Origin of the sequence: Paraburkholderia sp. J63, assembly GCF_905220245.1 — a bacterium.
GTDB lineage: Bacteria > Pseudomonadota > Gammaproteobacteria > Burkholderiales > Burkholderiaceae > Paraburkholderia.
In genome coordinates, this window is record NZ_CAJMZF010000041.1 from 1 (window position 1) to 22,873 (window position 22,873).

The following is a 22,873-nucleotide window of genomic DNA, read 5'->3' on the forward strand; positions in this document are numbered from 1 at the left end:
TTGGCGTTTACGCGCATGGAATTTCGGCAGACATGCTAAACCCTCTCAGGCCCAGACCTAAGATCGTTGGCAACAAAATCACTCATTGACGGCTGGCAAACCCAGCCGCGCCAGGAAGAAAGCTCACCGGGAGGTGTATGGAGACCGTCCGACAGTCCCCATATGTCCCAGCTCAGCGTCTGCGGTGCATCCGATCAAGCACGTGATGCGCGGCCAGCCAGTGGTGCATCATGCCTTCGCCGTCGTGTTCCTGCTTATAGGCACGCGATTCGAAAATCGATAGCCCGAGCAGAACCAGCAGACCCACAGCAAGACCAATCAGACCCGCAATAGTTTCGGCATCCATGGCAGCCTCCTTCGGTTGCAGCCATGTGAGCATCTTAGGACAGAGCCAGGCAGAAAAAAATAGCAATGCCCGCGAGCCGTCAAAAGTGCAGGGCGCGCGTTAGACTGCTGCATGGCAACATTTTTCAGGGAGTTTGCGCTGATGTCACGTGTCTTGCTGGCCATTGCGATGGCCGCACTGCTTTCCGCTTGCGCCGACAATGCAACGAGCAAGCATCATGGGCCGCCGCCCCAAGATCCTGCCGACTACCACGGCGTTCCGACCGACGATCGTCCTCCGATGATGATCGAAACGCCGCCGGCACAATAAAAGCATCAGCGAATGGAGCGGGCGCCTCAGGGCGCCCGTTGTACTTTTGCGGCTTGAATGGCGCCAGTGATCCGCGGCAATAGCGGGGACAAGGTCAAGCCGCGCGCCGCCATGAAGATCAACAGTGCGATCCAGAGCCCGTGGTTGCCGAGCACGCCAACGAGTATCCACGAAGCGGCAAGGAACACGACCAGCGAGATGGCCATGGCCTGCATCAACTCGCGCGTGCGCGTAGCGCCGATGAACACACCGTCAAGCAGGAAACCCCACACGGAAACGAGCGGCGAGAGCGCCGTCCACGGCAGAAAGGTCTGCGCCGCTGCGCGCACGGCGGGTTGATCGGTCAACCTGTCGATGATCCACGTGCCGGCACCCCAGTAGACAGCCGAAAATCCCAGCGCACCCAGCGCCGCCCAGAACAGGTTCACCTTCACGGCCTGCCGAAAAGCATCGCGGTCGCGCGCGCCGATCGCGGCGCCCACGAGCGCCTCGGTGGCGTGAGCGAAGCCGTCGAGCCCGTACGCCATGAACGTCTGAAAATTGAGCAGCAGCGCGTTGGCTGCAAGGATTGCATCGCCTTGACTTGCGCCCACATGCGCGAACCAGCCGAATGATCCCAGCAGACACATCGTCCGCAGGAAGATGTCGCGATTGATTGCGATGAGACGCTTGAGCTCCGCAGGCTCGACGATCGTGCGCCACGCAAGCGGCGCGAGGCCGCGCGGCCGCAAATGCCAAAGCACTGCAGCGCCGAACGCGAAGCCCACCGTGTCCGCGGTGGCCGTCGCTGCGCCAATCCCCGCGATGCCCCAGCCAAACCCATAGACGTAAGCCAGCACGGCAATCACGTTGACGACATTGATGAGCACTTGCGCAATCAGCGCGATGCGCACGCGCTGTGTGCCAAGCAGATAACCGAGCACGACATAGTTGGCGAGCGCGAACGGCGCCGAGCCGATGCGTGCGCGGCAATAGAGACGCGCATTGCGCTGCACTTCGTCGCTGCCGCCGATCAGCTCGAGGACATGGCGAATCAGCGGCGACTGCATCAACAAGATCACCGCGCCAATGCCGAAGGCGAGCAGCAGTGCTCGCACGACGTTGGCTCGCAGCGCAGGCTGATCGTTGGCGCCGAAGGCCTGAGCGACGAGCCCGGTGGTGCCCATGCGCAGGAAGCCGAAGCCCCAGAAGACGCAATTGAAAAAGAGGCCGCCGAGCGCCACGCCGCCTAGATCGGCGGCGCTGCCCAGATGACCGGCAACGGCTGTGTCAACGGCGCCGAGAATCGGCTGGGTGAGATTCGCGAGGACGATCGGAAAGGCGAGCATCAGCACGCGCCGATGCCAGCCACTGCGCGTCGGCAGCGCGAGATTTTCGCTCAACTACGTTCCTGCACGCAGACCCACGGCGAAACCACGACGGCCCAGAGTTCCGGCTTGCGCGCCGAGTAGTCGGCGGCGGTCGCGGCCTGCATGCGCTCGACGAGGCCGGCGGAGAGCCATTGCGTTACCTGCGTACTGTCGTCGTTTGCGATGGCTTCGGCGACGCTCACGAGGTCGAGATCGCGCGCGACCGCGAGCAACTTGCCCTGTGCGAAAAATCGTTCGAGGTCCTGCCAGTCGATCTTGGCGGTCTCGCCGAGCAGTTTGGCGTAGAGCGGTCCAGGGGTGGCGTCGTCGGTAGTCATGGTCTTGGGTATTGAGTTGCGGCCGATACTATAAACGATAGGTCGCAGGCGGGCGGCCCGCCGACCTCATGGAGGTTCGGGCGCGCGCTAATGTGCAGTAGAAGCGGCTATGCGTATCGCCTTGAGATTGAATAATCGGACAAAAGAAAAGACGGGCGAATAAGCAAAACGTCTGAATAAAGACGCCAATCGCCAGCCTCAAATCTGGTGTTTCAAAAAACCCACTTCCGCGAAAAATCGCATTTATTTGTGTGCTTGCACACCAAATGGCAACGCGTGCAAGCGCTTCCACGGCGCTATATTGCAGTGCGGGGAAATGCTGCATCCAGTGCTTCCAGTGATGCGTCGGGTGACACGGCGAGCCGCCCGTCCCGTAAGCCTTTGCGCCCTTTTCAGGCAGATCGGAAAAGGCGCGCTGCAATGCATATCTTTGTGCGTCAATACCGCTGTTTGGCGCCGCTGATTGGTCATCGAAAATTGATACGGCACATAATCCGTGCGCCGCGACACATTTTCGATCGAATTAAGTGATTGCGCCGTCAGAGGCGCGTTGATAGATTGCCATTCGGCGCATGGTAAACCGGTCCTTTGCCGATATGCGCCAAACCCCCGTTAGCCCGGCACCATGCCGGGCTTTTTTTTCCGCGATGCAAAGTCAGGAGCGGGGCATTGAAGCTGACGCCCGGATGAAGCCTATCAGCGCGGCGGCAAATCGCGCGCGGGATCGATCGAACGTCCCTGATAACGGAGCTCGAAATGCAGCATCACGCGATCGCTGTCGCTGCTGCCCATTTCGGCGATCTTCTGCCCCTGCGTCACGGCCTGACCTTCCTTCACGAACAACGCCTGATTGTGCGCGTAGGCCGTGAGATATTCACCCTCGTGCTTGATGATCAGCAGGTTGCCGTAGCCGCGCAGACCATTGCCGGCGTACACCACCGTGCCGGGCGCAGCGGCGACGATGGGCGTGCCGGCGCTGCTGACGATGTCGATGCCCTTCGAGTCGCGACCGTCGAAACTGCGGACCACCTGGCCCGTGGTCGGCCAGACGAGCGCAATGGACGAGGCGGGGGCGGCCGCCGTGCTCGCGGTGTCCGGGGCGGTCGACGTGGCCGGGCGCGGTGCGGTGCGCTGCGCGCCCGCCGACGAGCCGGCCGGCGGCGCGATGCGCAGCACCTGGCCGACTTCGAGAGCGTCGGGGTTCGACAGATTGTTCCAGCGCACGATATTCGAAACCGACTGGCGGTTGCTGCGTGCGATTTTGCTGACGGTGTCGCCGCGCTCCACCCGGTAGAACCCGGGGCCGACCGGTGCCGATCCGCACGCGGCGAGCAGCGCGACGAGCGCCGCGCATGCGAAACGTCTAAATCCCTTTGCCAACGTTGAACCTCGCAAGACGCTGCCGGCGGCTCGTCCCGGGAGGGGTGCCGTACCGGCAAAACGTCCAATTCTAGCGGGTTTGGCGTCGTGACTGCGGTTTTGCCTGACGAATCGGCCGGCGAGTCGCGCTAGCGTGCGCCGCGTGGCGGCAACGCGCCGCACATTAGCCGAGCGTTTCGAGGCGCAGGCGCAATACAGCGGTTTCGGTTGCGCCCGGTGCGAGCCAGCGCAGCCCGAGGCCATTGTGGATGGCATCGGGCAGGCCGAGCCATGGCTCGACGCAGTAGAAGTCGGAGTCGGCGGCTTCGGTCCAGGTCGTCACGGCGTACCAGGGAAGCGAGCCCGGCCGGTCGAGGTCGATCGTGACTGCATGCTTGAGCCCCGGCGCGGCAAGTCGTACCGGCGATGAGGGCGGCGACGGCTCGAGTACATGGAAGCGATCCACGATGCGCGCATCGTCGAGACGATACTGCGGCGCGCCGGGCTCCGGCGCGCTGATCGAGCCATCGGGCAACTGATGACGGCGCTGCGCCGGCGGCATGTCGAGCGTGCTCTGCGCACGCTGCCCGTGCGGCAGCTCGAAGTAAAAGTGATGGCCTGCGTACCAGGGCAGGGGGGCGTCGCCGGTATTCGTCGCCGTGAGCGAGACGTCGAGCGTGCGCTCGTCGGCGAGCCGGTAGGCGGCTTCGAAGCGAAACGCGAACGGGTAGCCGCTGCGCGTGGCCGGCGAGTCGACCAGCGTCATGCGCACGCCGCGACCATCGTCGTCGACCTGCGCCGTGAACGGGAGATCACGGGCGAAGCCGTGCATCGGCAGCTCGCGCACGACGCCTTGCGCATCGCGCCAGCGACCGATCTGGCCGTCGACGAAATGGCGTCCGAGAAACGGGAAGAGCAGCGGATTGCCGCCGCGCACGCGCGCCGGCTGATCCCAGTTTGCGTTGTCGGGCCAGCGGATGACCGCATCGCCACCGACGTGCCACGAGAGCAGCCGTGCACCGGCCCACGGCGCCAGGCGCAACGTCGAGGCGCCGCTGGTGAGTTCGAGAATGTCGTGCGGAGGGCGTGATTCCATGGGCGGGCTTCGAGTCGAAAGGGACGAAAGGATTGGAAAGATCCAGGCGAAACGGCGCCCGAAGCCGAGGCTGCGTCGGCGTCCGGCGCGCGTGGGGATTGTGCGCCGCTTTCAGATGCGTGAAAACCCTTGTCGGGAAATCGTGGGTGTCGCGCAAGCTTCGGTACGCCCATAATCGCCCTCAACTGTGCGTTTGCGCACGTAGTAACGAAGAAGGGGACGCAAAAATGGATCTCGCAATGGCGATGGGCATGGGACTGTTCAGCCTGTTTATCGGCAGCAGCGCATACTTCTTCTACCAGCTCGCCCGCTGACCGCTCGCTCAGACTGAGCATCGGCACAGGCTTTCGATTTTCTTTCGCCGGACCTCGCGCCGGCTTTCCGTTCGCCCCCCTCCCTCTCGCGAACAGGCCGCCCAAAGGGTGGCTTCGCGCTCGTAGCGTCTTTCCCTCCGTTACACGCCTCGTATTTTTCTCGGCACTATTTTGTTGCAGCGCGGTAACTTTTCAGACAAATGAGTCCCGACGCTTGGCGCTGCAATTCGGCCCAGGCATAATCGGTGCGCCTTGCCGCACCGTCCCCCGCGATGGTCCGGCACCCTGTCCAACCATCCCGAGGATCCCCCGCGTGAGTCTCTCGTTCCTGTTTTTCCTGAGCGTGCTGCAAGGTGTCACGGAGCTTTTCCCTGTCAGCAGTCTCGGCCATACCTTGCTCGTGCCGCCGCTCTTCGGCATGCATATCGACAAGCATGCCCCCCAGCTCCTGCCGTTCCTCGTCGCGCTACATCTGGGGACGGCGGTCGCGCTGCTCTGGTATTTCCGCGCGCGCTGGGTCGCGCTCATCAGCGGCTTCTTCGGCTCGCTTGCGGGCCGCAAGAACGATGACGGCCATATGATGTGGGCGCTCATCATCGGCACGATTCCGGCGGGAATCGTCGGGCTCGTGCTCGAAAAGCGCATCGAAGCGATTTTCCACGACCTGCGCATCGTTGCCGCGGCGCTGATGGTGAACGGCGTGCTGCTGTGGTTCGGCGACCGTCTGCAACAGGCACGCGCCCATCGTCCGCCCGAGAAGCTCACGTTCCGCCAGGCGTTTCTCGTCGGCCTCGCGCAGATTGGCGCGCTGATTCCCGGCTTCTCGCGCAGCGGCCTGACGATGATCGCCGGCAATGCTGCGGGCCTCACGACGGAGAAGGCGGCCGAGTTCTCGTTTCTGCTCGGCACGCCGATCATCTTCGCGGCGGGCGTGCTCGAGCTGCCGAAGCTTTTTCATGCGCGCGACCAGCTCATGACGGCCCTCGTGGGCGGCGTGCTGACCGGCATCGCGGCGTGGCTGAGCGTGAAGTTCCTGATGCGCTATTTCGAAGGGCGCGGCCGCCTTGCTTCGTTCGGGCTGTACTGCGTGATCGCGGGCGCGATCTTTCTCGGCTGGTTTGTGATGCATCCGCAGGTTTGATGGAACCGGCGCCATGCCGCTGCGAGTGGCGCGGGGCTTCGATCGGGCTGGGTCGGCCTGGGCCGAACGAGGTATAATCCACGCCCGTCTGCGCCCGCGCCGGTTCCGCAGATCAATCAAGCGACAGTAGCTCAGCTGGATAGAGCATCGGCCTTCTAAGCCGAGGGTCGGGGGTTCGAGCCCCTCCTGTCGCGCCAAACATTAAACGGGCTACAAGTTTGCACTTGTAGCCCGTTTGCGTTTCTCGCTCCCCGCTTAAAGCTTCAATTCAAGCGAGTTAGTCAAATCGCCCATCGCCGGCGCCCCATTGCTCTTGAGCGCAGCGTCACGCGCCGTGAGCCCCGGCAACGCCGGCAGCGAGAAGCGTCGCGTAATCAGCCGCAGGATCGAAGTCGTGTCGTACTGCGTATGATCGACGTAGCCCTTCTTCGCATACGGCGAGATCACGAGCGCCGGAATGCGCGAGCCCGGGCCCCAGCGGTCGCCCTTGGGCGGCGCGACGTGATCCCAGAATCCGCCGTTCTCGTCGTACGTGACGACCACCACCATGTTGTTCCACTGCGGGCTCTTCTGCAGATGCGCGATGACGTCGGCGATATGCTGGTCGCCGCTCGCCACATCGGTATAGCCCGCGTGCTCGTTGAGATTGCCCTGGGGCTTGTAGAACGCCACTTGCGGCAGTGTGCCGGCGTCGATCGCCTTGATGAACTCGCTGCCGTCCATGCCGCCATCGAGCAGATGCTTCGCGCGCGCGTCGGTGCCCGGCGCGTAGCTCGCGAAGTAGTTGAACGGCTGATGGTGCGGCTGGAAGTTCGGCGCCGTCATGTTCGCGCCGTAGATCACGTTCGACGTGCTGTTCTGCGCGGCGCTCACGGCCGCGCCCCATGCGCCGCCGTACCACGCCCACGAGACGCCCGCGTTCGAGAGCAGGTCGCCGATGGTCTGCGCCGTTTGCGGCGGCAGCGTGGTGGCGGCGGTGGGGTCGGCCAGGTTCGTGTCGCCGCCCGATGCCGGCGCGTTGCCGCTCGGCTGGTACGGCGGCTGCATCGTGTTGATCGCGTAGAAGTCGGGCGTGAGGTTGCCCGATTTCACGAACTTTGGAATGCCGGTGAGCGCCGATGCTGGCGAGTTCGAGGCGAGCGTGAGCGAGACGCCGTCGGCGTCGACGGCCGAGATCGAGCCCGATGCCGGGCTCTTGTCCGCGCTCGCGTAGTACGGCGTGCACGCGCAGATCAGCCACTGGTGATTGAGGAACGAGCCGCCGAACGCGCCCATGAAGAAGTTGTCGGCCAGCGTGTATTGCTGTGCGATCTTCCAGAGCGGCAGCGTTTGCGCATTGGTCGTGTAGTGGCCCATCACGAGGCCGCCCGAATCGGCCCACGCGGCGAACATGTCGTTCTTGCCGCCGTGAATCTGCATCTGGTTCTCGTAGAAGCGGTGATAGAGGTCGCGCGTCGTCACCGAAAGCGGCACGTTATAGCCCTTCGGGTCGTCGATGGCGAACGGGGCGTTCGGCATGTTCTCGGTCATCGCGGCCGTCACCACGGGCGTGACGCCCGTTTGCGTGAGGCCGTTCCAGACGGTCGGCAGCGTGGCGAGCACCGAGCCGTCGCGGTCGAGCTGCTGGGCGCTTTGCGCGCTCACGTTCTGCAGGCCGTTGGCGCCGGGGAAGTTGCCATACAGATTGTCGAAGCTGCGGTTTTCCGCGTAGATCACGACGATGTTCTTGACCGACGACAGGTCGGCCTTGCGCTCGTCGCTGCCGCCGCACGCCGCGACGGTCAGCGCCGCCGCCGCAACCGCGATCGGCGTCGCGTAGAACCCTATTCTCTTGATCATTCTTTTCTCTCTCGCGTTGGGGACCCCAAGGCGGCCAGCGCGCAAACGACGTCGCGGCGCAGGCCGTCGGGCGACGCGCAGTGTCTCAGCGGAATTTGACAGCGATATGTAAATAATTACGTTTAGCTTTTAATGTCACTTCGATTTAATGACTCCGTGCTTACGATGCGTCATCGGTTCGTCATGTGGTTGACATACGCTTTCGCGATTTCGATGCGCGGTGATGTGCGTCGACAACCGCGACGCGAGGGCGTTTGGCAGTCCGCGCGTCGCATCTGCAAGTTCCGGGGATTCGTTCATGTTGGATAGATTGGCGCGTCGTCCGATGCGCATTCAGAAGCATTCGCCGATGCCCGCAGCGCGGCCTCGCCGTCATTGCCGCGTGTTTCTGGCGCTCGGCGTGCTGGCGCTGCTGACGGCGTGCGATAGCGGTACGTCCCAGACCACGAATACCGGCGATGTCGTTCATGGAACGAGTGGCACGAGCGACGCGCGCAGCTCGACCGGTACGAACGCCGCCACGCCGATGAAGATCGCCCTGTCTTCGCCGGGCGTCCGGGCGGGCACGACTGGCCAGATGCACGCCCAGACGGGCGGCCAGTCGCGCGCCGAGGTCTACGCGCAGGTGCGCCGCATGTCGGCGCTCGGCAAGCAGATGTTCTTCGATCCCGCGCTTTCGGGCTCGGGCAAGATGTCGTGCGCGACCTGCCACAATCCCGCTCGCGCATTTACGCCGGCCAATGCGCTCGACGTGCAGACCGGCGGTGCGGACCTGCGTCGTCCCGGCATGCGCGCGGTGCCGACGCTCAAGTATCTGCAGGCCGTGCCCGCATTCGCCGAGCACTATCACGACTCCGACGACGAAGGCGACGAGAGCGTCGACGCCGGCCCGACCGGCGGCCTCACCTGGGACGGCCGCGTCGATCGCGGCTCGGAGCAGGCGCGCATCCCGCTGCTTTCGTCCTTCGAGATGGCCAGCACGCTGCGCAAGGTGACCGACGCGGTGCGCGCGGCGCCTTATGCCGACGCGTTTCGCGAGGCATTCGGCGCGCGCATCTTCGACGACGAGGACGCCACCTTCAGGGCCGTGCTGAAGTCGCTGGAAACCTTCGAGCAGACTCCGGACGTGTTCTATCCGTACACGAGCAAGTACGACGCGTATCTCGCGGGCAAGACGACGCTCACGGCGGCGGAGCTGCGCGGCCTGCAGTTGTTCAACGACGAGAAGAAGGGCAATTGCGCGAGCTGCCACATCAGCCAGCGCGCGAAGGACGGCTCGCCGCCGCAGTTCAGCGACTTCGGCCTGATTGCGGTCGGCGTGCCGCGCAATCGCGCGCTCGCGGCGAATCGCGATCCGCGCTTCTTCGATCTGGGCGCGTGCGGCCCGGAGCGCACGGATCTGGGCGGCCGCGCCGAATTCTGCGGGCTCTTTCGCACGCCGACGCTGCGCAACATCGTGCTCAAGAAGGCGTTCTTCCACAACGGTATCTATCACTCGCTGGAGGACGTGATGCGCTTCTACGCGCGGCGCGACACGAATCCTGAGGAGTTCTACCCGGTGGTGAAGGGCAAGGTGAGGAAGTTCGACGACTTGCCGCGCCGGTACTGGGCGAACCTCAATGCCGATGCGCCGTTCGATCGCAAGCCAGGGGACGCGCCGGTCTTTTCCGACGCCGAGATCAAGGACGTGATTGCGTTTCTGGGCACGCTCACCGATGGCTGGCAGCCTTCGGCACCGCCATCAGCGCATTGAGCGCTTGTTCAAGCGTGCGTTGCGCGCGATCAGATGTGGGATCAGATGCGCGCGATCAGCATGCAGGTGAGCGCGAGCACGACGAACGAGGCGAGCAGGCTCATGACGCCGCCGCGCAGGACGGTTTCGGGCCAGCCCGGCGTGCTGTCGAGCTGGATGGCGTAGGGTGACGCGGACGCGTCGGGCCGCGGCTTATGTGTATGCTGGGCGACCATGGCCATGAGGCCGATGCTCAGCAGCGATAGCATCACCGCAAAGATTCTTAAGGTGGTGGCGTAAGTCATGACAGAAAATGCCTGTTGGTGCGTAAGCGATTGACTGTCAAAGCTTATGGGTCCGTTGCCCGAACGACTATCGGACCAATCTGAAACGCGATCGGATCAAGGTCAAAAATCTGCGCGCCCGTAAGGTTTGCGCGGTAATCCCCCGCCGTGCAGAGCAGGATAAAAATGGGGTACGTGTTATCCTTTTCGGCAATTGACAATTGCCCTTCAGGGAGAACGTTCGATGTCGAAATCGTCGCGTATTCTGTCCGGTCTCGCGGCCTTGCTCCTGCTTTCGGCGGGTCCGGCCGTCCAGGCCGCCAATCTGGGCTTTCTCAACGACACGCCCGCGAGCTGGATGAAGCAGGCGGACTACGATTCGCTCGCGCACGCCGTGCGCGACGCCGTCGCGAACAAGGCCGATGGCGAAACGGCCAACTGGAGCAACGAAGGCCTGCGTAATCCCGTGAAGATCGACGCCACCATCACGCCCGACAAGCCGGAGACCGACGGCGACAAGACCTGCCGCGCCGCGGCCGTGATCGTGAACGCCAAGGGACAGACGATGTCGCTGCGTCCGCAGTTCTGTCGCGTCGGCAGCGGCGCCTGGGTCTATCAGAAGAAGCACTGAGCACGCAGTGAGCGGCAAGATCGTCTCATGCGGCATCGTGCTGCTCGACCCGGACGGTCGCGTGCTCCTCGCGCACGCGACCGGCACCGGTCATTGGGACATTCCAAAGGGGCAGGGCGAGCCCGGCGAAACCGAGGCGCAGAGCGCGCTGCGCGAAATGGTCGAGGAGACCGGCATTGCGATCGATGCGTCGCGGCTCGTCGACCTCGGGCGCTTTGCGTATCGGCGCGACAAGGATCTGCATCTGTTCGCGGCACGCGCGCAAGCGGGGGAGCTCGATCTCTCGCAATGCCGATGCGTGTCGCTTTTTCCGCGCCGGCACGACGACGTGATGATCCCCGAGATGGACGCCTGGAAGTGGGTCGCGCCCGCGGACGTGGATCAGTACGCCAGCCGCAGTCTCGCGCGGCTCTTCGGCACGACGCTCTCGCTCGCGGCGCTTCATGACCGCGTCTGATTGACGCGTCTGCGCAGCGCGGCGCGGCCGCCCGCATCGGCAGAAATAGAAAAAGCCCACACGCGATGAACGTATGGGCTTTGCAGTCGAAGCGGCACGTCCTGCGGCCGCTCGACGTCGTCCTTCCTTACTTGCCCCAGCTGTCGCGCAGGCCGACGATGCGATTGAACACCGGCGCGCCCGGCTTCGAGTCGTAGCGGTCGGCCACGAAGTAGCCGTGACGCTCGAACTGATAGCGGTCTTCCGGCGCCGCGTCGCGTGCGCCCGGTTCCAGATACGCCTGCACCACGCGCTTGGAATTGGGGTTGAGCGCGTCGAGGTAGTCGCGGCCGCCCGCGTCGGGCTGCTCTTCGCGGAACAGCCGGTCGTAGAGGCGCACTTCGGCCGGGCACGCATGCGCCGCGCTGACCCAGTGAATGTTGCCCTTGACCTTGTAGTTGTTCGCGCCTTCCGTGCCCGACTTGCTGTCCGGGAAGTAGTTGCAGTGCACGGCGATCACGTTGCCGTTCTCGTCCTTGTCCGCGCCCGTGCATTCGATCACGTAGCCATAGCGCAGACGCACCTTGTTGCCCGGGAACAGGCGGAAGTAGCCCTTGGGCGGCGTCTCGTTGAAGTCTTCGCGCTCGATCCACAGTTCGCGCGAGATCGGGAACGTGCGCAGGCCGCGCTCCGGATGATGCGGATGCACGGGCGCCGTGCAGTCTTCGCTGGTGCCTTCCGGATAGTTGTCGATGATGAGCTTGAGCGGGTCGAGCACGGCGGCCGTGCGCGGCGCCTTGGCGTCGAGGTCATCGCGCAGCGCGCCTTCGAACACGCTCATGTCGATCCACGAATCGATCTTCGTCACGCCGATGCGATCGCAGAACAGATGAATCGCTTCCGGTGTGAAGCCGCGCCGGCGCACGCCGACGATGGTGGGCATGCGCGGGTCGTCCCAGCCGTCCACGTGGCCTTCGGTCACGAGCTGCAGCAGCTTGCGCTTGCTCGTGATCGCGTAGGTGAGGTTCAGGCGCGAAAACTCGATTTGCTGCGGCAGCGGGCGCGTGAAGACGCCGGCATCGGCGAGCTCGTTGAGCACCCAATCGTAGAGCGGGCGATGGTCTTCGAACTCGAGCGTGCACAGCGAGTGCGTGATGTTCTCGAGCGCGTCCGAGATGCAGTGCGTGTAGTCGTACATCGGATACACGCACCATGTGTCGCCGGTGCGGTAGTGATGCGCGAAGCGGATGCGGTAGATCACCGGGTCGCGCATATTGAAGTTCGGCGACGCCATGTCGATCTTCGCGCGCAGCACGTGGGCGCCTTCCTCGAACTCGCCGGCCTTCATGCGGCGGAACAGATCGAGGTTTTCGTCGACGGAGCGATCACGGAACGGCGAATTCTTGCCGGCCTCGGTGGCCGAGCCGCGGTTCGTGCGCATCTCGTCCGGCGACTGGCTGTCCACGTAGGCGCGGCCGCGCTGGATCAGCAGCTCGGCGAATTCGTAGAGCTTGTCGTAGTAGTCGCTCGCGTAGAAGAGATACTCGCGATCGTCGTTCTCTTTCTTCCACTCGAAGCCGAGCCAGGTGACCGCGTCGATGATCGAGTTGACGTACTCGACGCTTTCCTTCTCCGGGTTCGTGTCGTCGAAGCGCAGGTGGCACACGCCGCCATAGCTTTTCGCGACGCCGAAGTTCAGGCAGATGCTCTTCGCGTGGCCGATGTGCAGATAGCCGTTCGGCTCCGGCGGGAAGCGCGTTTCCACGCGCTGCGACCACTTGCCCGAGCGGTTGTCGTCGTCGATGATGTTGCGGATGAAATTGGATGCCGCAGGCGCGTCCGTGCGGTCGGCGTCTTTACGTTCGGTATTCATGCGAAAAGGGAAGTCGTTCGAGGGCGCGGTACATAAGGAAAGTCGCAACGCGGCGCCCGGTGGTGCCTTCCATTCTACCTGACGAAACCAGGCCTGCCAGTCCCGGCTCGCGGGCGTTGCGCCGGCGCGTTGCGCGGGCTGCTCGCCAGGCGCAAAAGGAAACATGACGATGAACGACCCCACGGTGCTGGTGTTGCCGGGCTACATGAACTCGGGGCCGGGCCACTGGCAGACGCGCTGGGAAGCCGCGCACGCGGGCTTTGCGCGCGTTTCGATGCCCGACTGGATGCATCCCGATTGCGATGCCTGGTGCCGCACGCTAGAGGCCGCGTTGAGTGCCGGGAGCGCCGCGAATGCTGATTTGGCGGGCGAAGGCGGCGTGCTGCTGGCGGCGCACAGTCTCGGCTGCCTCACGATCGCGCATTGGGCCGGGCGCCATGCGAGCGCGGCGACACTCGCGAAGGTCGCGGGCGCGCTGCTGGTGGCGGTGCCCGACCCGCACGGCCCCGCATTCCCGCGCGATGCGCACGGCTTCGATCCGGTGCCGCTCGAACCGGCGCCCGTGCTGCCGTTCGCGAGCATCGTGGTTGCGAGCCGCGACGACCCCTATGGCGGGCTGGCGTTCTCGGAGCGCTGCGCGCAGGCGTGGGGCAGCCGCTGGATCGAGATCGGCGCGCGCGGCCACATCAACGCGGAAAGCGGCCTCGGCGACTGGCAACAGGGGTTCGACTGGCTGATGTCGATGAGACGCCAGCAAGGGCTTTAGAGCGCGCCCTTGGCCCGCAACGCCGCCACCTGCTCCTCGCCATAGCCGAGCACGTCGCGCAGCACCTCAAGGGTGTGCTCGCCCAGGGTCGGCGGATGGCTCGTCACGGTGGGCGGCGTCTCGCTCATGCGGATGGGGTTGCGCACGAGCCGCGCCGTCCCGCCCGACGGGTGCGGCACGTCCACCTGCATGCCGCGCGCGACCACCTGCTCATTCTCGAACACTTCCGCGAGGTTGTTGATCGGCCCGCACGGCACGCCCGCGCCTTCGAGCGCGCCGATCCAGTCGCCCTTGGTGCGCGTGCGGATCAGATCGGCGAGGATCGGCACCAGCGTCTCGCGATGCCGCACGCGCGAGGGATTGGTCGCGAAGCGCTCGTCGTCGGCAAGCTCGGGGCGGCCCGCGATCTCGACGAACTTGCGGAACTGACCGTCGTTGCCCACCGCGAGGATGATCCAGCTGTCGCTCGTCTGGAACGCCTGATAGGGCACGATGTTCGGATGCGCGTTGCCCCAGCGCACCGGCGGCGTGCCGCTCGCGAGGTAGTTCGTGTTCATGTTCGCGAGCATGGCCACCTGCACGTCGAGCAGCGCCATGTCGATGTACTGGCCCGCGCCCGTGCGGTCGCGGTGCGCGAGCGCGGTGAGCACGGCGATCGTCGCGTACATGCCGGTCATGAGGTCGGCGATCGCCACACCCGCCTTCTGCGGGCCGCCGCCCGGCAGGCTGTCGCGCTCGCCGGTGATGCTCATGAAGCCGCCCATGCCCTGCACGATGAAGTCGTAGCCCGCGCGCGGCGCGTAGGGCCCGGTCTGGCCGAAACCCGTGACCGAGCAATAGACGATATCGGGCTTCACGGTGCGCAGCGACTCGTAGTCGAGCCCGTACTTCTTCAACTGGCCGACCTTGTAGTTCTCCAGCACGACGTCGCTCTGCGCGGCGAGCTCGCGCACGATGCGCTGGCCCTCGGGCGTCGCGATGTCGAGCGTCACCGAGCGCTTGTTGCGGTTCGGCGCGAGATAGTAGGCGGCTTCCGCGGTGTCCTGGCCGTCGGGCGTCTTCAGGTACGGGGGGCCCCAGTGGCGCGTGTCGTCGCCGGCGCCCGGGCGCTCGACCTTAATGACGTCGGCGCCGAAGTCGGCGAGGGTCTGTGCGCACCACGGTCCGGCGAGGACACGGGTGAGATCGAGTACGCGGATATGGCTGAGAGCGCCCATGCTGTGTCGTCCAATGTCGTTCTGAGGCCTGCGGATTTGCCCATGCGGGCAGCGAGGCGGCCGATGCAGGCATCTTAAGCGATCTGTGCCGCGGATGGTGGATTTCGGTACAAGGTTCCGCTAAGCGGAACATCATGGGCGAGGCGGTGAGAGAGATACAACCCGGCGCGCACACGCTGTCGCGCCCATGCACACTGCCCGAGCGGGCCGCCGCGAGCGGGCGGCGATCCCGTATAATCGTTCGATTCAGCATCGCCGATTCCGCGCGCATCCTTCCTGGTGCATCCTGGTGCCTGCGCGGACCCAGGCGATCCACAAGATTCAGCACCGAACGCCCCGAAGGTAAATACAGCACGCCATGAAAGCCGCCGACATCCGCGAGAAATTCCTCAAGTTCTTCGAATCGAAGGGCCACACGATCGTGCGCTCGTCGAGCCTCGTGCCGGGCAACGACCCCACGTTGCTGTTCACCAACTCGGGCATGGTGCAGTTCAAGGACGTGTTCCTCGGCACCGAATCGCGCCCGTACTCGCGTGCCACGACCGCGCAGCGCAGCGTGCGCGCGGGCGGCAAGCACAACGACCTCGAGAACGTCGGCTACACCGCGCGTCACCACACGTTCTTCGAGATGCTCGGCAACTTCTCGTTCGGCGACTATTTCAAGCGCGACGCGATCCACTACTGCTGGGAACTGCTGACCAAGGTCTACAACCTGCCGGCCGAGAAGCTCACGGTCACGGTGTACAAGGAAGACGACGAGGCCTTCGACATCTGGGCGAAGGAAGTGGGCGTGCCCGCCGAGCGCATCATCCGCATCGGCGACAACAAGGGCGCGCGCTACGCGTCGGACAACTTCTGGCAGATGGCCGACACCGGCCCCTGCGGCCCGTGCTCGGAAGTGTTCTACGACCACGGTCCGGAAGTCTGGGGCGGCCCCCCGGGGTCGCCCGAGGAAGACGGCGACCGCTTCATCGAGATCTGGAATCTCGTGTTCATGCAGTTCAACCGCGACGCCCAGGGCAACATGACGCCGCTGCCCAAGCAGTGCGTCGACACGGGCATGGGTCTCGAGCGCCTCGCCGCCGTGCTGCAGCACGTGCACAGCAACTATGAGATCGACCTGTTCCAGAACCTGATCAAGGCGGCAGGACGCGAAACGGGCACCGCCGACCTCACGAACAACTCGCTGAAGGTGATCGCGGACCACATCCGCGCGTGCTCGTTCCTGATCGTTGACGGCGTGATTCCGGGCAACGAAGGCCGCGGCTACGTGCTGCGCCGCATCGTGCGCCGCGCGATCCGCCACGGCTACAAGCTTGGCCGCAAGACGGGGTTCTTCCACAAGCTCGTGGCCGATCTCGTTGCGGAAATGGGCGCCGCCTATCCCGAACTGACGGAAGCGCAACAGCGCGTGACGGACGTGCTTCGCCAGGAGGAAGAGCGTTTCTTCGAGACCATCGAGCACGGCATGTCGATCCTCGAAGGCGCGCTGGCCGATCTCGACGCCAAGGGCGGCAAGGTGCTCGACGGCGAACTCGCATTCAAGCTGCACGACACGTACGGGTTCCCGCTCGACTTGACGGCCGACGTTTGCCGCGAGCGCAACGTCACGGTCGACGAGCCGGCCTTCGACGACGCCATGGCGCGCCAGCGCGAGCAGGCGCGCGCCGCGGGCAAGTTCAAGATGGCGCAGGGCCTCGAATACTCGGGCGCGAAGACCACGTTCCACGGCTACGAGGAAATCGTCTTCGACGACGCGAAGATCGTCGCGCTCTATGTCGATGGCGCCTCGGTCAACGAAGTGAAGACGGGCCAGGACGCCGTGGTCGTGCTCGACCACACGCCGTTCTACGCGGAATCGGGCGGCCAGGTGGGCGACCAGGGCGTGATTTCGAACGCGAGCGTGCGCTTCGCGGTCGCCGACACGCTCAAGGTCCAGGCCGACGTGAGCGGCCACCACGGCACGCTGGAGCAGGGCACGCTCAAGGTGGGCGACGTCGTGAAGGCGGAAATCGACGCCATCCGCCGTGCTCGCACGGCGCGCAACCACTCGGCCACGCACTTGATGCACAAGGCGCTGCGCGAGGTGTTGGGCCAGCACGTGCAGCAAAAGGGCTCGCTCGTCGACGCCGAGAAGACGCGCTTCGACTTCGCGCACAACGCGCCGATGACCGATGACGAGATTCGCCGCGTCGAGCAAATCGTCAACGCGGAAGTGCTCGCGAACGCGCCCGGCATCGTGCGCGTGCTGCCTTACGACGAAGCCGTGAAGGGCGGCGCGATGGCGCTGTTCGGCGAGAAGTACGGCGACGAAGTGCGCGTGCTCGACCTCGGCTTCTCGCGCGAGCTGTGCGGCGGCACGCACGTGAACCGCAGCGGCGACATCGGCCTGTTCAAGATCGTGATGGAAGGCGGCGTGGCCGCGGGCATCCGCCGCGTGGAAGCGATCACGGGCGATAACGCCGTGCGTTTCGTGCAGGAGCTCGACGCGCGCGTGAACGCGGCGGCGGCGGCTTTGAAGGCGCAGCCTTCGGAGCTCACGCAGCGCATCGCGCAAGTGCAGGACCAGGTCAAGTCGCTCGAAAAGGAGCTGGGCGCGCTCAAGTCGAAGCTGGCGTCGAGCCAGGGCGACGAGCTCGTGGGTCAGGCCATCGAGGTGAACGGCGTGCACGTGCTCGCCGCGACGCTCGAGGGCGCGGATTCGAAGACGCTGCGCGAGACCGTGGACAAGCTCAAGGACAAGCTCAAGAGCGCGGCCATCGTGCTGGCGGCTGTCGACGGCGGCAAGGTCAGCCTGATCGCGGGCGTGACCGCCGAGGCCAGCAAGAAGGTCAAGGCCGGGGAGCTCGTGAACTTTGTCGCCCAGCAGGTGGGCGGCAAGGGGGGCGGCCGTCCGGACATGGCCCAGGCGGGCGGTACTGAGCCGGCTAACCTGAGCGCGGCGCTCGCGGGCGTGAAGGGCTGGGTCGAGGCGAAGCTGTAAGGCGAATCGTTTTGTGAGGCGGTTGAGAGGCCGCTGCCGTGCAAAAGCAGAAGGGCTGTCCGTTTAAAGGGCAGCCCTTTTTGTTTGGGTGTGCACTATAGCGTGGGGCGCGGTTCGGTTTGGTGGCTTTCGGGTGCCCTCAGGCACTTGTCGACTAACTCTGCGCCACTGCCGTTTCGCCGCGAGCACGCACTTCCGCCTCACTCTTCGCATGCTCGACCAGCGCCGTTTTCAACGCGTCGAGCGCAGGCGAGAAATGCCCGCGCCGCCACGCGAGCAGCGTGTCGATCTGGCCCAGCTTGCCGAGCGAGTGAATCGCCACTTCGTCGGCGTTGCGTTGCAGATCGAGCACGGAGCGCGGCGCGACGGCCACGCCGGCGCCCGCCGCCACGCACGCGACGATCGCGTGATACGAGCCGAGTTCCAGCACGCGCGTGGGCCGGATGCCGTGTTCCAGATACCAGGCCTCCACGTAGTTGCGATAGGCGCAGCCGCGCTCGAACGCCACGAGCGTCGAGAGCGCGACGTCGCCCGGCGCCCGGATCGGCCGATGGCCGCGCGGCGTGATCATCACGAGATCCTCGCGGTAGACACGCACGTAGTCGAACACCTCGGCGTCGGGTGCGCCCGCGAGCGGCGTCGCGATCAGCACGGCATCCACTTCGAATTCGCGCAGACGCTCGATCAGATGGCCCGTCGTGCCTGTCTCCAGTTCGAGCGTGACCTCGGGCCAGTTCTGGTGGTAGCGCGCGAGCACGCCCGGCAGGCGGCTCGCCGCCATGCTTTCCATGGTGCCGAGACGCAGGCGTCCGCACGGCGTGCCGGCCTTGAGCGCGTGGCGCGCCTCGTCGGCGAGGGCGAGGAGCCGCTCGGCGTAGGGCAGCAGCGTCTCGCCCGCGGGCGTGAGCACGAGGCGGCGGCCGTCGCGCGTGAAGAGCGGCGTGCCGAGCTGATCTTCGAGCTGCTTGATGCGCGTGGTGACGTTCGACTGCACGCGGTTGAGCTTGGCGGCGGCCCGCGTCACGCCGTTTTCGCGGACGACGGCACGAAAGATCGCGAGCGCGGCGAGATCCATGATTCTCTCCTCGGGATGAATTCGTTCATCATAATTCATTTTTCGTGAACGTTTGCGGCGACTAAGATGATCGAACCGGCGTCCTGCGCGACGCCGTCCGTCATCTCCATTGAACTGCCGCCGACCATGAACGACTTCGCCACCCGCGCCGACGCCTCTCGCGCGCTTTCCGCCCATCCAGGTCATCGTCCGCATGCCGCGCGGCGTGCCGCGCTTGCTTGCATGGCGGCGCTGGCGGCGGCGCTCGGCGTCGGGCGTTTTGCGTTCACGCCGCTCCTGCCGCTGATGCTGCACGGCGGTGCGCTCGATCTGCGCCATGGCGGCTGGCTGGCGTCGCTCAACTACGCAGGCTATTTTGTCGGCGCGGTGGGGTGTGTGGCGCTGCGCTTCGCGCCCGCGCGCATCGTGCGGGCGGGGCTCGCGGCGACGGCGCTCCTGACGCTGGCGATGGGCCTCACGCAGTCGTTCTGGATCTGGGCCGTCGTGCGTTTCGTGGCGGGCGCGGTGAGCGCGGCGACCTTCGTGTTCGCCTCGCAATGGGGCCTGCGACGTCTTGCACAACTGGGCGCGAACGAGTGGGGCGGCGTGATCTATACGGGGCCCGGAGTGGGCATCGTCGCGACGGGGCTCATGGTGAGCGCGGCGGGCGGCTTTGGCGCACAGGCGGGCTGGATCGGCTTCGGGCTGATCTGCGTGCTGATCGCGGTGCTTGTGTGGCCGGTGTTCGGCGACGATGCGCGCGAAGCGGCGGCTCACGCGGGAGTGGGCGCTCGTCCGATGGGAGGCGCGGCGCGACCGGCAGCTACAGCGACCGCGACGGCCGAGCCGTCAGCAGCGGCGCCCGATACGCCGCACGCGCCGAATACACCGAACGCCCCGGCTGCATCTCCCACCCGAACCGCTGCACCGCTATCGCCTCCCCACGCTTCCCGCGCCGACGCCTTCTGGCTCGTGCTCCTCTACGGCGTGCCCGGTTTCGGCTACATCATCACGGCGACCTTCCTGCCCGTGATCGCGCGCCACGCATTGCCGGGCTCCGCCTGGCCCGACCTGTTCTGGCCGATGTTCGGCATCGCGCTGATCGTCGGGGCGCTCTCGGCGGCGCGCCTGCCGCTGCACTGGGACAACCGGCTCATGCTCGCCGCCTGCTACGTACTGCAGGCGCTGGGCATCGCGCTCGGCATCGTCTGGCCCAACGCCGCGGGCTTCTCGCTCGGCAGCGTGCTGATCGGCTTGCCGTTCACGGCGATCACGCTGTTCGCCATGCGCGAGGCGCGTCTGCTGCGCGGCGAGCACGCCGCCGCGCTCATGGGCTATGCGACGGGCGCTTACGGGATCGGCCAGATTGCCGGGCCGCTGGTCGCCGCACCGCTCGCGGCGTCGACGGGCTCGTTCTCGCCCTCGCTCTGGCTCGCCGCGCTGGCCCTGCTCGCGGGCGCGGCGGGGCTCGTGTGGCGCGCCGCGCGCACGCGCGCATGAGCGAGCCGTCCGTGGCCAGTGACGCTCGGTTCAAGCCGGTCTGCACGCCTTGCGCGATGGCGCACTAAAATAGCCCTTTCGTGCTGTTTTCTGCCATTGCGCGCCGTCGCGAACTCACCCCGGAGCTACCCGGGGCGCTTCGCCGCACGGCCGCTGCGACCCCACCGACTCATGAGCGAATACCAGTTTTGCCCGCGTTGCGCCTCGCGTCTCACCGAACGCGCCGATCCCGCGCACGAGGGCGGCCGCCTGCGCCTCGCGTGCCCCGATCTCGCCTGCGGCTATGTCCATTGGAACAACCCGCTGCCGGTCGTGGCGGCCATCGTCGAGTACGAGGGGCGCATCCTGCTTGCGCGCAACGCGGCGTGGCCCGAAGGCATGTTCGCGCTCATCACCGGCTTCCTCGAAAACGGCGAGACGCCGGAAGATGGCATCGCGCGCGAGGTCCAGGAAGAAACCGGGCTGCGGGCGCAGAGCGTCGAGCTCGTGGGCGTCTACGAATTCATCCGCAAGAACGAGCTCATCATCGCGTATCACGTGAAGGCGGCGGGCACGATCGCGCTGTCGCCGGAACTGCTCGAATACCAGCTCGTGGAGCCCGCGAAGCTGCGGCCATGGCGCGCGGGCACGGGGCCGGCGCTCGGCGAATGGATGCGCCGGCGCGGCCTGCCGTTCGAATACGTCGAGCGGCCCGGGCAATGAGCATGGCTGGACGCTCCTGCGTTCTAACAAGCCCTTGCACGCTAAAGTCGCTCGTTCCTGGAGCGTCGATCTAAACCTCGTCCACTCGATGAACCGACCCGTCGCCATTGCCCGCTCCGGCTATCGCCATTTCCTGTCCATCACCACGCGCTGGATGGACAACGACGTCTACGGCCACGTCAACAACGTCGTCTACTACAGCTACTTCGACACGGTCGTGAACGAGTATCTGATCCGCGCCCAGGCGCTCGATATCGAGCACGGCGCGACCATCGGGCTCGTGGTCGAAACGCAGTGCAACTACTTCGCGCCGCTCGTGTTTCCCGAACGCGTCGAGGCGGGGCTGCGCGTGGCGCGGCTCGGCTCGTCGAGCGTGCGCTACGAGGTCGGCCTCTTTCGCGAAGGCGAGTCCGCGCCCGCCGCGCAGGGGCACTTCGTGCACGTCTACGTCGAGCGCGCGACGCGCCGTCCCGTGCGCGCGCTGCCCGATGCCTTGCACGCCGCGCTCGCGCCGCTCGTGGTCGAAGGCGCTGGCGAGCCACGGGCGTGAACGCGTGCGCATTGCTCCCGCTGCGCCCCTAACCGAAAACCGACGCAACGCCCAAGGCTCCCTTTCGTGCAGGCTTTCGTGATCGATACGCTCAACGGCGCAAGCTACGGCCTGCTGCTGTTCATGCTGTCCGCCGGGCTCACGCTGATCTTCAGCATGCTCGGCGTGCTCAACTTCGCGCATGCGAGCTTCTACATGCTCGGCGCGTATCTGGGCGTCACGTTCGCGGGCACGCTGGGTTTCGGCTGGGCGCTCGTGCTCGCGCCGCTCGCGGCCGGCTTCGCGGGCGCCGCGTTCGAATGCACGCTCCTGCGCCGCACGCAGCCGGTCCGCGCGGGCGGGGCGGGTGGATTGCGCGGATCGCCCGGGTCGGGTGGCCAGCTCAATGCGCTTTTGCTGACCTTCGGCGCGGCCTGGGCAATCGGCGAGCTGGTCAAGCTCGTCTGGGGCCTGCAGCCGCTCGCCGCGAGCGCGCCCGCGTGGCTCGACGGCGCACTCTTCAGGGTCGGCGGCGCAGCGTTCTCGCGCTATCGCGCGTTCGCGATGCTCGTGGCGATAGCGATGCTCGGCGCGATCTACGCGGCGTTGCGCGTCTCGCAGACGGGCCTCGTGGTGCGCGCGGCGCTCACGCATCGGGACGCGGTGGAGGCGCTCGGCCACGACGTGCCGCGCATCCAGACGATGGTGTTCGCGCTCGGCACCGCGCTCGCCGCGCTGGCGGGCGTGGTCGCGGCGCCGCTCTTCGTGGTCGAGCCGGCGATGGCCGAATCGGTGGGCTCGATCGTCTTCGTGGTGGTCGTGACGGGCGGCCTCGGCTCGCTCTCGGGCGCGTTCGTCGCTTCGCTCGCCGTGGGGCTGCTGCAAACCTTCGCCGTGGCGAGCGACGTGTCGCTGGGCGGCCTGGCCACGCAACTCGGCGTGACGCTCGCGCCCGCCTGGCGCGCGCTCACGCTGGCGCAGATCGCGCCGCTGCTGCCGTACCTGCTGATGGTCGCGATGCTCGCGGTGCGTCCGCAAGGCCTCTTCGGCCAGCGCGGCGAGGACGCCTGACGCG

The 22,873-nt window shown here is 65.9% G+C and carries 22 protein-coding genes and 1 tRNA gene; 12 read left to right on the top strand and 11 right to left on the bottom strand.

Going from position 1 to position 22,873, the window contains the following annotated elements:
* Positions 1-172: 172 nt before the first annotated feature.
* Positions 173-346 (bottom strand): hypothetical protein, encoded by a 174-nt coding sequence (locus tag U5775_RS30735; RefSeq protein ID WP_322061894.1) that lies wholly within the window; start codon positions 344-346, stop codon positions 173-175.
* A gap of 111 nt (positions 347-457) precedes the next feature.
* Between U5775_RS30735 and U5775_RS30740 the strand changes: the two genes are divergently transcribed.
* Positions 458-655 carry a hypothetical protein gene (locus tag U5775_RS30740; protein ID WP_322061895.1) on the top strand — a complete coding sequence of 66 codons (198 nt, stop codon included), beginning with the start codon at positions 458-460 and terminating at the stop codon, positions 653-655.
* A 26-nt stretch (positions 656-681) separates the two neighbouring features.
* Here U5775_RS30740 and U5775_RS30745 read toward each other — a convergent pair whose 3' ends face one another.
* From U5775_RS30745 to U5775_RS30765, 5 genes are all read right to left on the bottom strand, one after another.
* Positions 682-1,983 carry an MATE family efflux transporter gene (locus U5775_RS30745; protein WP_322061955.1) on the bottom strand — a complete coding sequence of 434 codons (1,302 nt, stop codon included), beginning with the start codon at positions 1,981-1,983 and terminating at the stop codon, positions 682-684.
* A 50-nt stretch (positions 1,984-2,033) separates the two neighbouring features.
* A complete protein-coding gene (locus U5775_RS30750; protein ID WP_322061896.1) occupies positions 2,034-2,342 on the bottom strand; it encodes a DUF2288 domain-containing protein in 309 nt (102 codons plus the stop codon).
* Between the two features lie 28 nt (positions 2,343-2,370).
* Positions 2,371-2,667 carry a hypothetical protein gene (locus U5775_RS30755; RefSeq protein WP_322061897.1) on the bottom strand — a complete coding sequence of 99 codons (297 nt, stop codon included), beginning with the start codon at positions 2,665-2,667 and terminating at the stop codon, positions 2,371-2,373.
* Positions 2,668-3,038: 371 nt separating this feature from the next.
* On the bottom strand, positions 3,039-3,722 hold the full coding sequence (locus U5775_RS30760; RefSeq protein WP_322061898.1) for a peptidoglycan DD-metalloendopeptidase family protein: 684 nt from the start codon (positions 3,720-3,722) through the stop codon (positions 3,039-3,041).
* A 163-nt stretch (positions 3,723-3,885) separates the two neighbouring features.
* The gene (locus tag U5775_RS30765; protein WP_322061899.1) at positions 3,886-4,797 is read right to left on the bottom strand and encodes an aldose epimerase; all 912 of its coding nucleotides are present in this window, start codon (positions 4,795-4,797) and stop codon (positions 3,886-3,888) included.
* 627 nt (positions 4,798-5,424) lie between these two features.
* On the opposite strand from U5775_RS30765, the gene U5775_RS30770 reads away from it, so the two are divergent.
* Both U5775_RS30770 and U5775_RS30775 read left to right on the top strand, forming a co-directional pair.
* Entirely contained in the window at positions 5,425-6,252 is an 828-nt protein-coding gene (locus U5775_RS30770; protein WP_322061900.1) for an undecaprenyl-diphosphate phosphatase, read from the top strand.
* A 120-nt stretch (positions 6,253-6,372) separates the two neighbouring features.
* Positions 6,373-6,449: transfer RNA gene (locus tag U5775_RS30775), tRNA-Arg, on the top strand.
* A 58-nt stretch (positions 6,450-6,507) separates the two neighbouring features.
* Here the strand turns inward: U5775_RS30775 and U5775_RS30780 are convergent.
* The gene (locus U5775_RS30780; protein WP_322061901.1) at positions 6,508-8,091 is read right to left on the bottom strand and encodes an acid phosphatase; all 1,584 of its coding nucleotides are present in this window, start codon (positions 8,089-8,091) and stop codon (positions 6,508-6,510) included.
* 298 nt (positions 8,092-8,389) lie between these two features.
* On the opposite strand from U5775_RS30780, the gene U5775_RS30785 reads away from it, so the two are divergent.
* Positions 8,390-9,844, top strand: coding sequence for a cytochrome-c peroxidase (locus U5775_RS30785; RefSeq protein WP_322061902.1), 1,455 nt, complete (start codon positions 8,390-8,392; stop codon positions 9,842-9,844).
* A 41-nt stretch (positions 9,845-9,885) separates the two neighbouring features.
* Here U5775_RS30785 and U5775_RS30790 read toward each other — a convergent pair whose 3' ends face one another.
* Positions 9,886-10,128: a hypothetical protein gene (locus U5775_RS30790; RefSeq protein WP_322061903.1), complete on the bottom strand. Its 243-nt coding sequence runs from the start codon at positions 10,126-10,128 to the stop codon at positions 9,886-9,888.
* A gap of 223 nt (positions 10,129-10,351) precedes the next feature.
* On the opposite strand from U5775_RS30790, the gene U5775_RS30795 reads away from it, so the two are divergent.
* A complete protein-coding gene (locus U5775_RS30795; RefSeq protein WP_322061904.1) occupies positions 10,352-10,738 on the top strand; it encodes a hypothetical protein in 387 nt (128 codons plus the stop codon).
* Between the two features lie 7 nt (positions 10,739-10,745).
* Positions 10,746-11,195, top strand: coding sequence for an NUDIX hydrolase (locus U5775_RS30800; protein ID WP_322061905.1), 450 nt, complete (start codon positions 10,746-10,748; stop codon positions 11,193-11,195).
* Between the two features lie 127 nt (positions 11,196-11,322).
* On the opposite strand, the gene U5775_RS30805 is transcribed toward U5775_RS30800, so the two are convergent.
* A complete protein-coding gene (locus U5775_RS30805; RefSeq protein WP_322061906.1) occupies positions 11,323-13,047 on the bottom strand; it encodes a glutamine--tRNA ligase/YqeY domain fusion protein in 1,725 nt (574 codons plus the stop codon).
* Positions 13,048-13,210: 163 nt separating this feature from the next.
* On the opposite strand from U5775_RS30805, the gene U5775_RS30810 reads away from it, so the two are divergent.
* Positions 13,211-13,813, top strand: coding sequence for an RBBP9/YdeN family alpha/beta hydrolase (locus tag U5775_RS30810; protein ID WP_322061907.1), 603 nt, complete (start codon positions 13,211-13,213; stop codon positions 13,811-13,813).
* Here U5775_RS30810 and U5775_RS30815 read toward each other — a convergent pair.
* On the bottom strand, positions 13,810-15,030 hold the full coding sequence (locus U5775_RS30815; protein WP_322061908.1) for a CaiB/BaiF CoA-transferase family protein: 1,221 nt from the start codon (positions 15,028-15,030) through the stop codon (positions 13,810-13,812). The two genes, U5775_RS30810 and U5775_RS30815, sit on opposite strands and share 4 nt — an antisense overlap.
* Before the next feature lie 358 nt (positions 15,031-15,388).
* Between U5775_RS30815 and alaS the strand changes: the two genes are divergently transcribed.
* Positions 15,389-18,013: an alanine--tRNA ligase gene (alaS, locus tag U5775_RS30820; RefSeq protein WP_322061909.1), complete on the top strand. Its 2,625-nt coding sequence runs from the start codon at positions 15,389-15,391 to the stop codon at positions 18,011-18,013.
* 154 nt (positions 18,014-18,167) lie between these two features.
* Here alaS and U5775_RS30825 read toward each other — a convergent pair whose 3' ends face one another.
* On the bottom strand, positions 18,168-19,088 hold the full coding sequence (locus tag U5775_RS30825; RefSeq protein ID WP_322061910.1) for a LysR family transcriptional regulator: 921 nt from the start codon (positions 19,086-19,088) through the stop codon (positions 18,168-18,170).
* Between the two features lie 126 nt (positions 19,089-19,214).
* On the opposite strand from U5775_RS30825, the gene U5775_RS30830 reads away from it, so the two are divergent.
* The 4 genes from U5775_RS30830 to U5775_RS30845 all read left to right on the top strand — a co-directional run bounded on the left by U5775_RS30830 (position 19,215) and on the right by U5775_RS30845 (position 22,869).
* A complete protein-coding gene (locus U5775_RS30830; protein WP_322061911.1) occupies positions 19,215-20,567 on the top strand; it encodes a YbfB/YjiJ family MFS transporter in 1,353 nt (450 codons plus the stop codon).
* A 171-nt stretch (positions 20,568-20,738) separates the two neighbouring features.
* Positions 20,739-21,269: an NUDIX domain-containing protein gene (locus U5775_RS30835; protein ID WP_322061912.1), complete on the top strand. Its 531-nt coding sequence runs from the start codon at positions 20,739-20,741 to the stop codon at positions 21,267-21,269.
* An 88-nt stretch (positions 21,270-21,357) separates the two neighbouring features.
* Entirely contained in the window at positions 21,358-21,819 is a 462-nt protein-coding gene (locus U5775_RS30840) for a thioesterase family protein (protein WP_322061913.1), read from the top strand.
* A 66-nt stretch (positions 21,820-21,885) separates the two neighbouring features.
* Positions 21,886-22,869 (top strand): branched-chain amino acid ABC transporter permease, encoded by a 984-nt coding sequence (locus tag U5775_RS30845; protein ID WP_322061914.1) that lies wholly within the window; start codon positions 21,886-21,888, stop codon positions 22,867-22,869.
* The last annotated feature ends 4 nt before the right edge of the window (positions 22,870-22,873 follow it).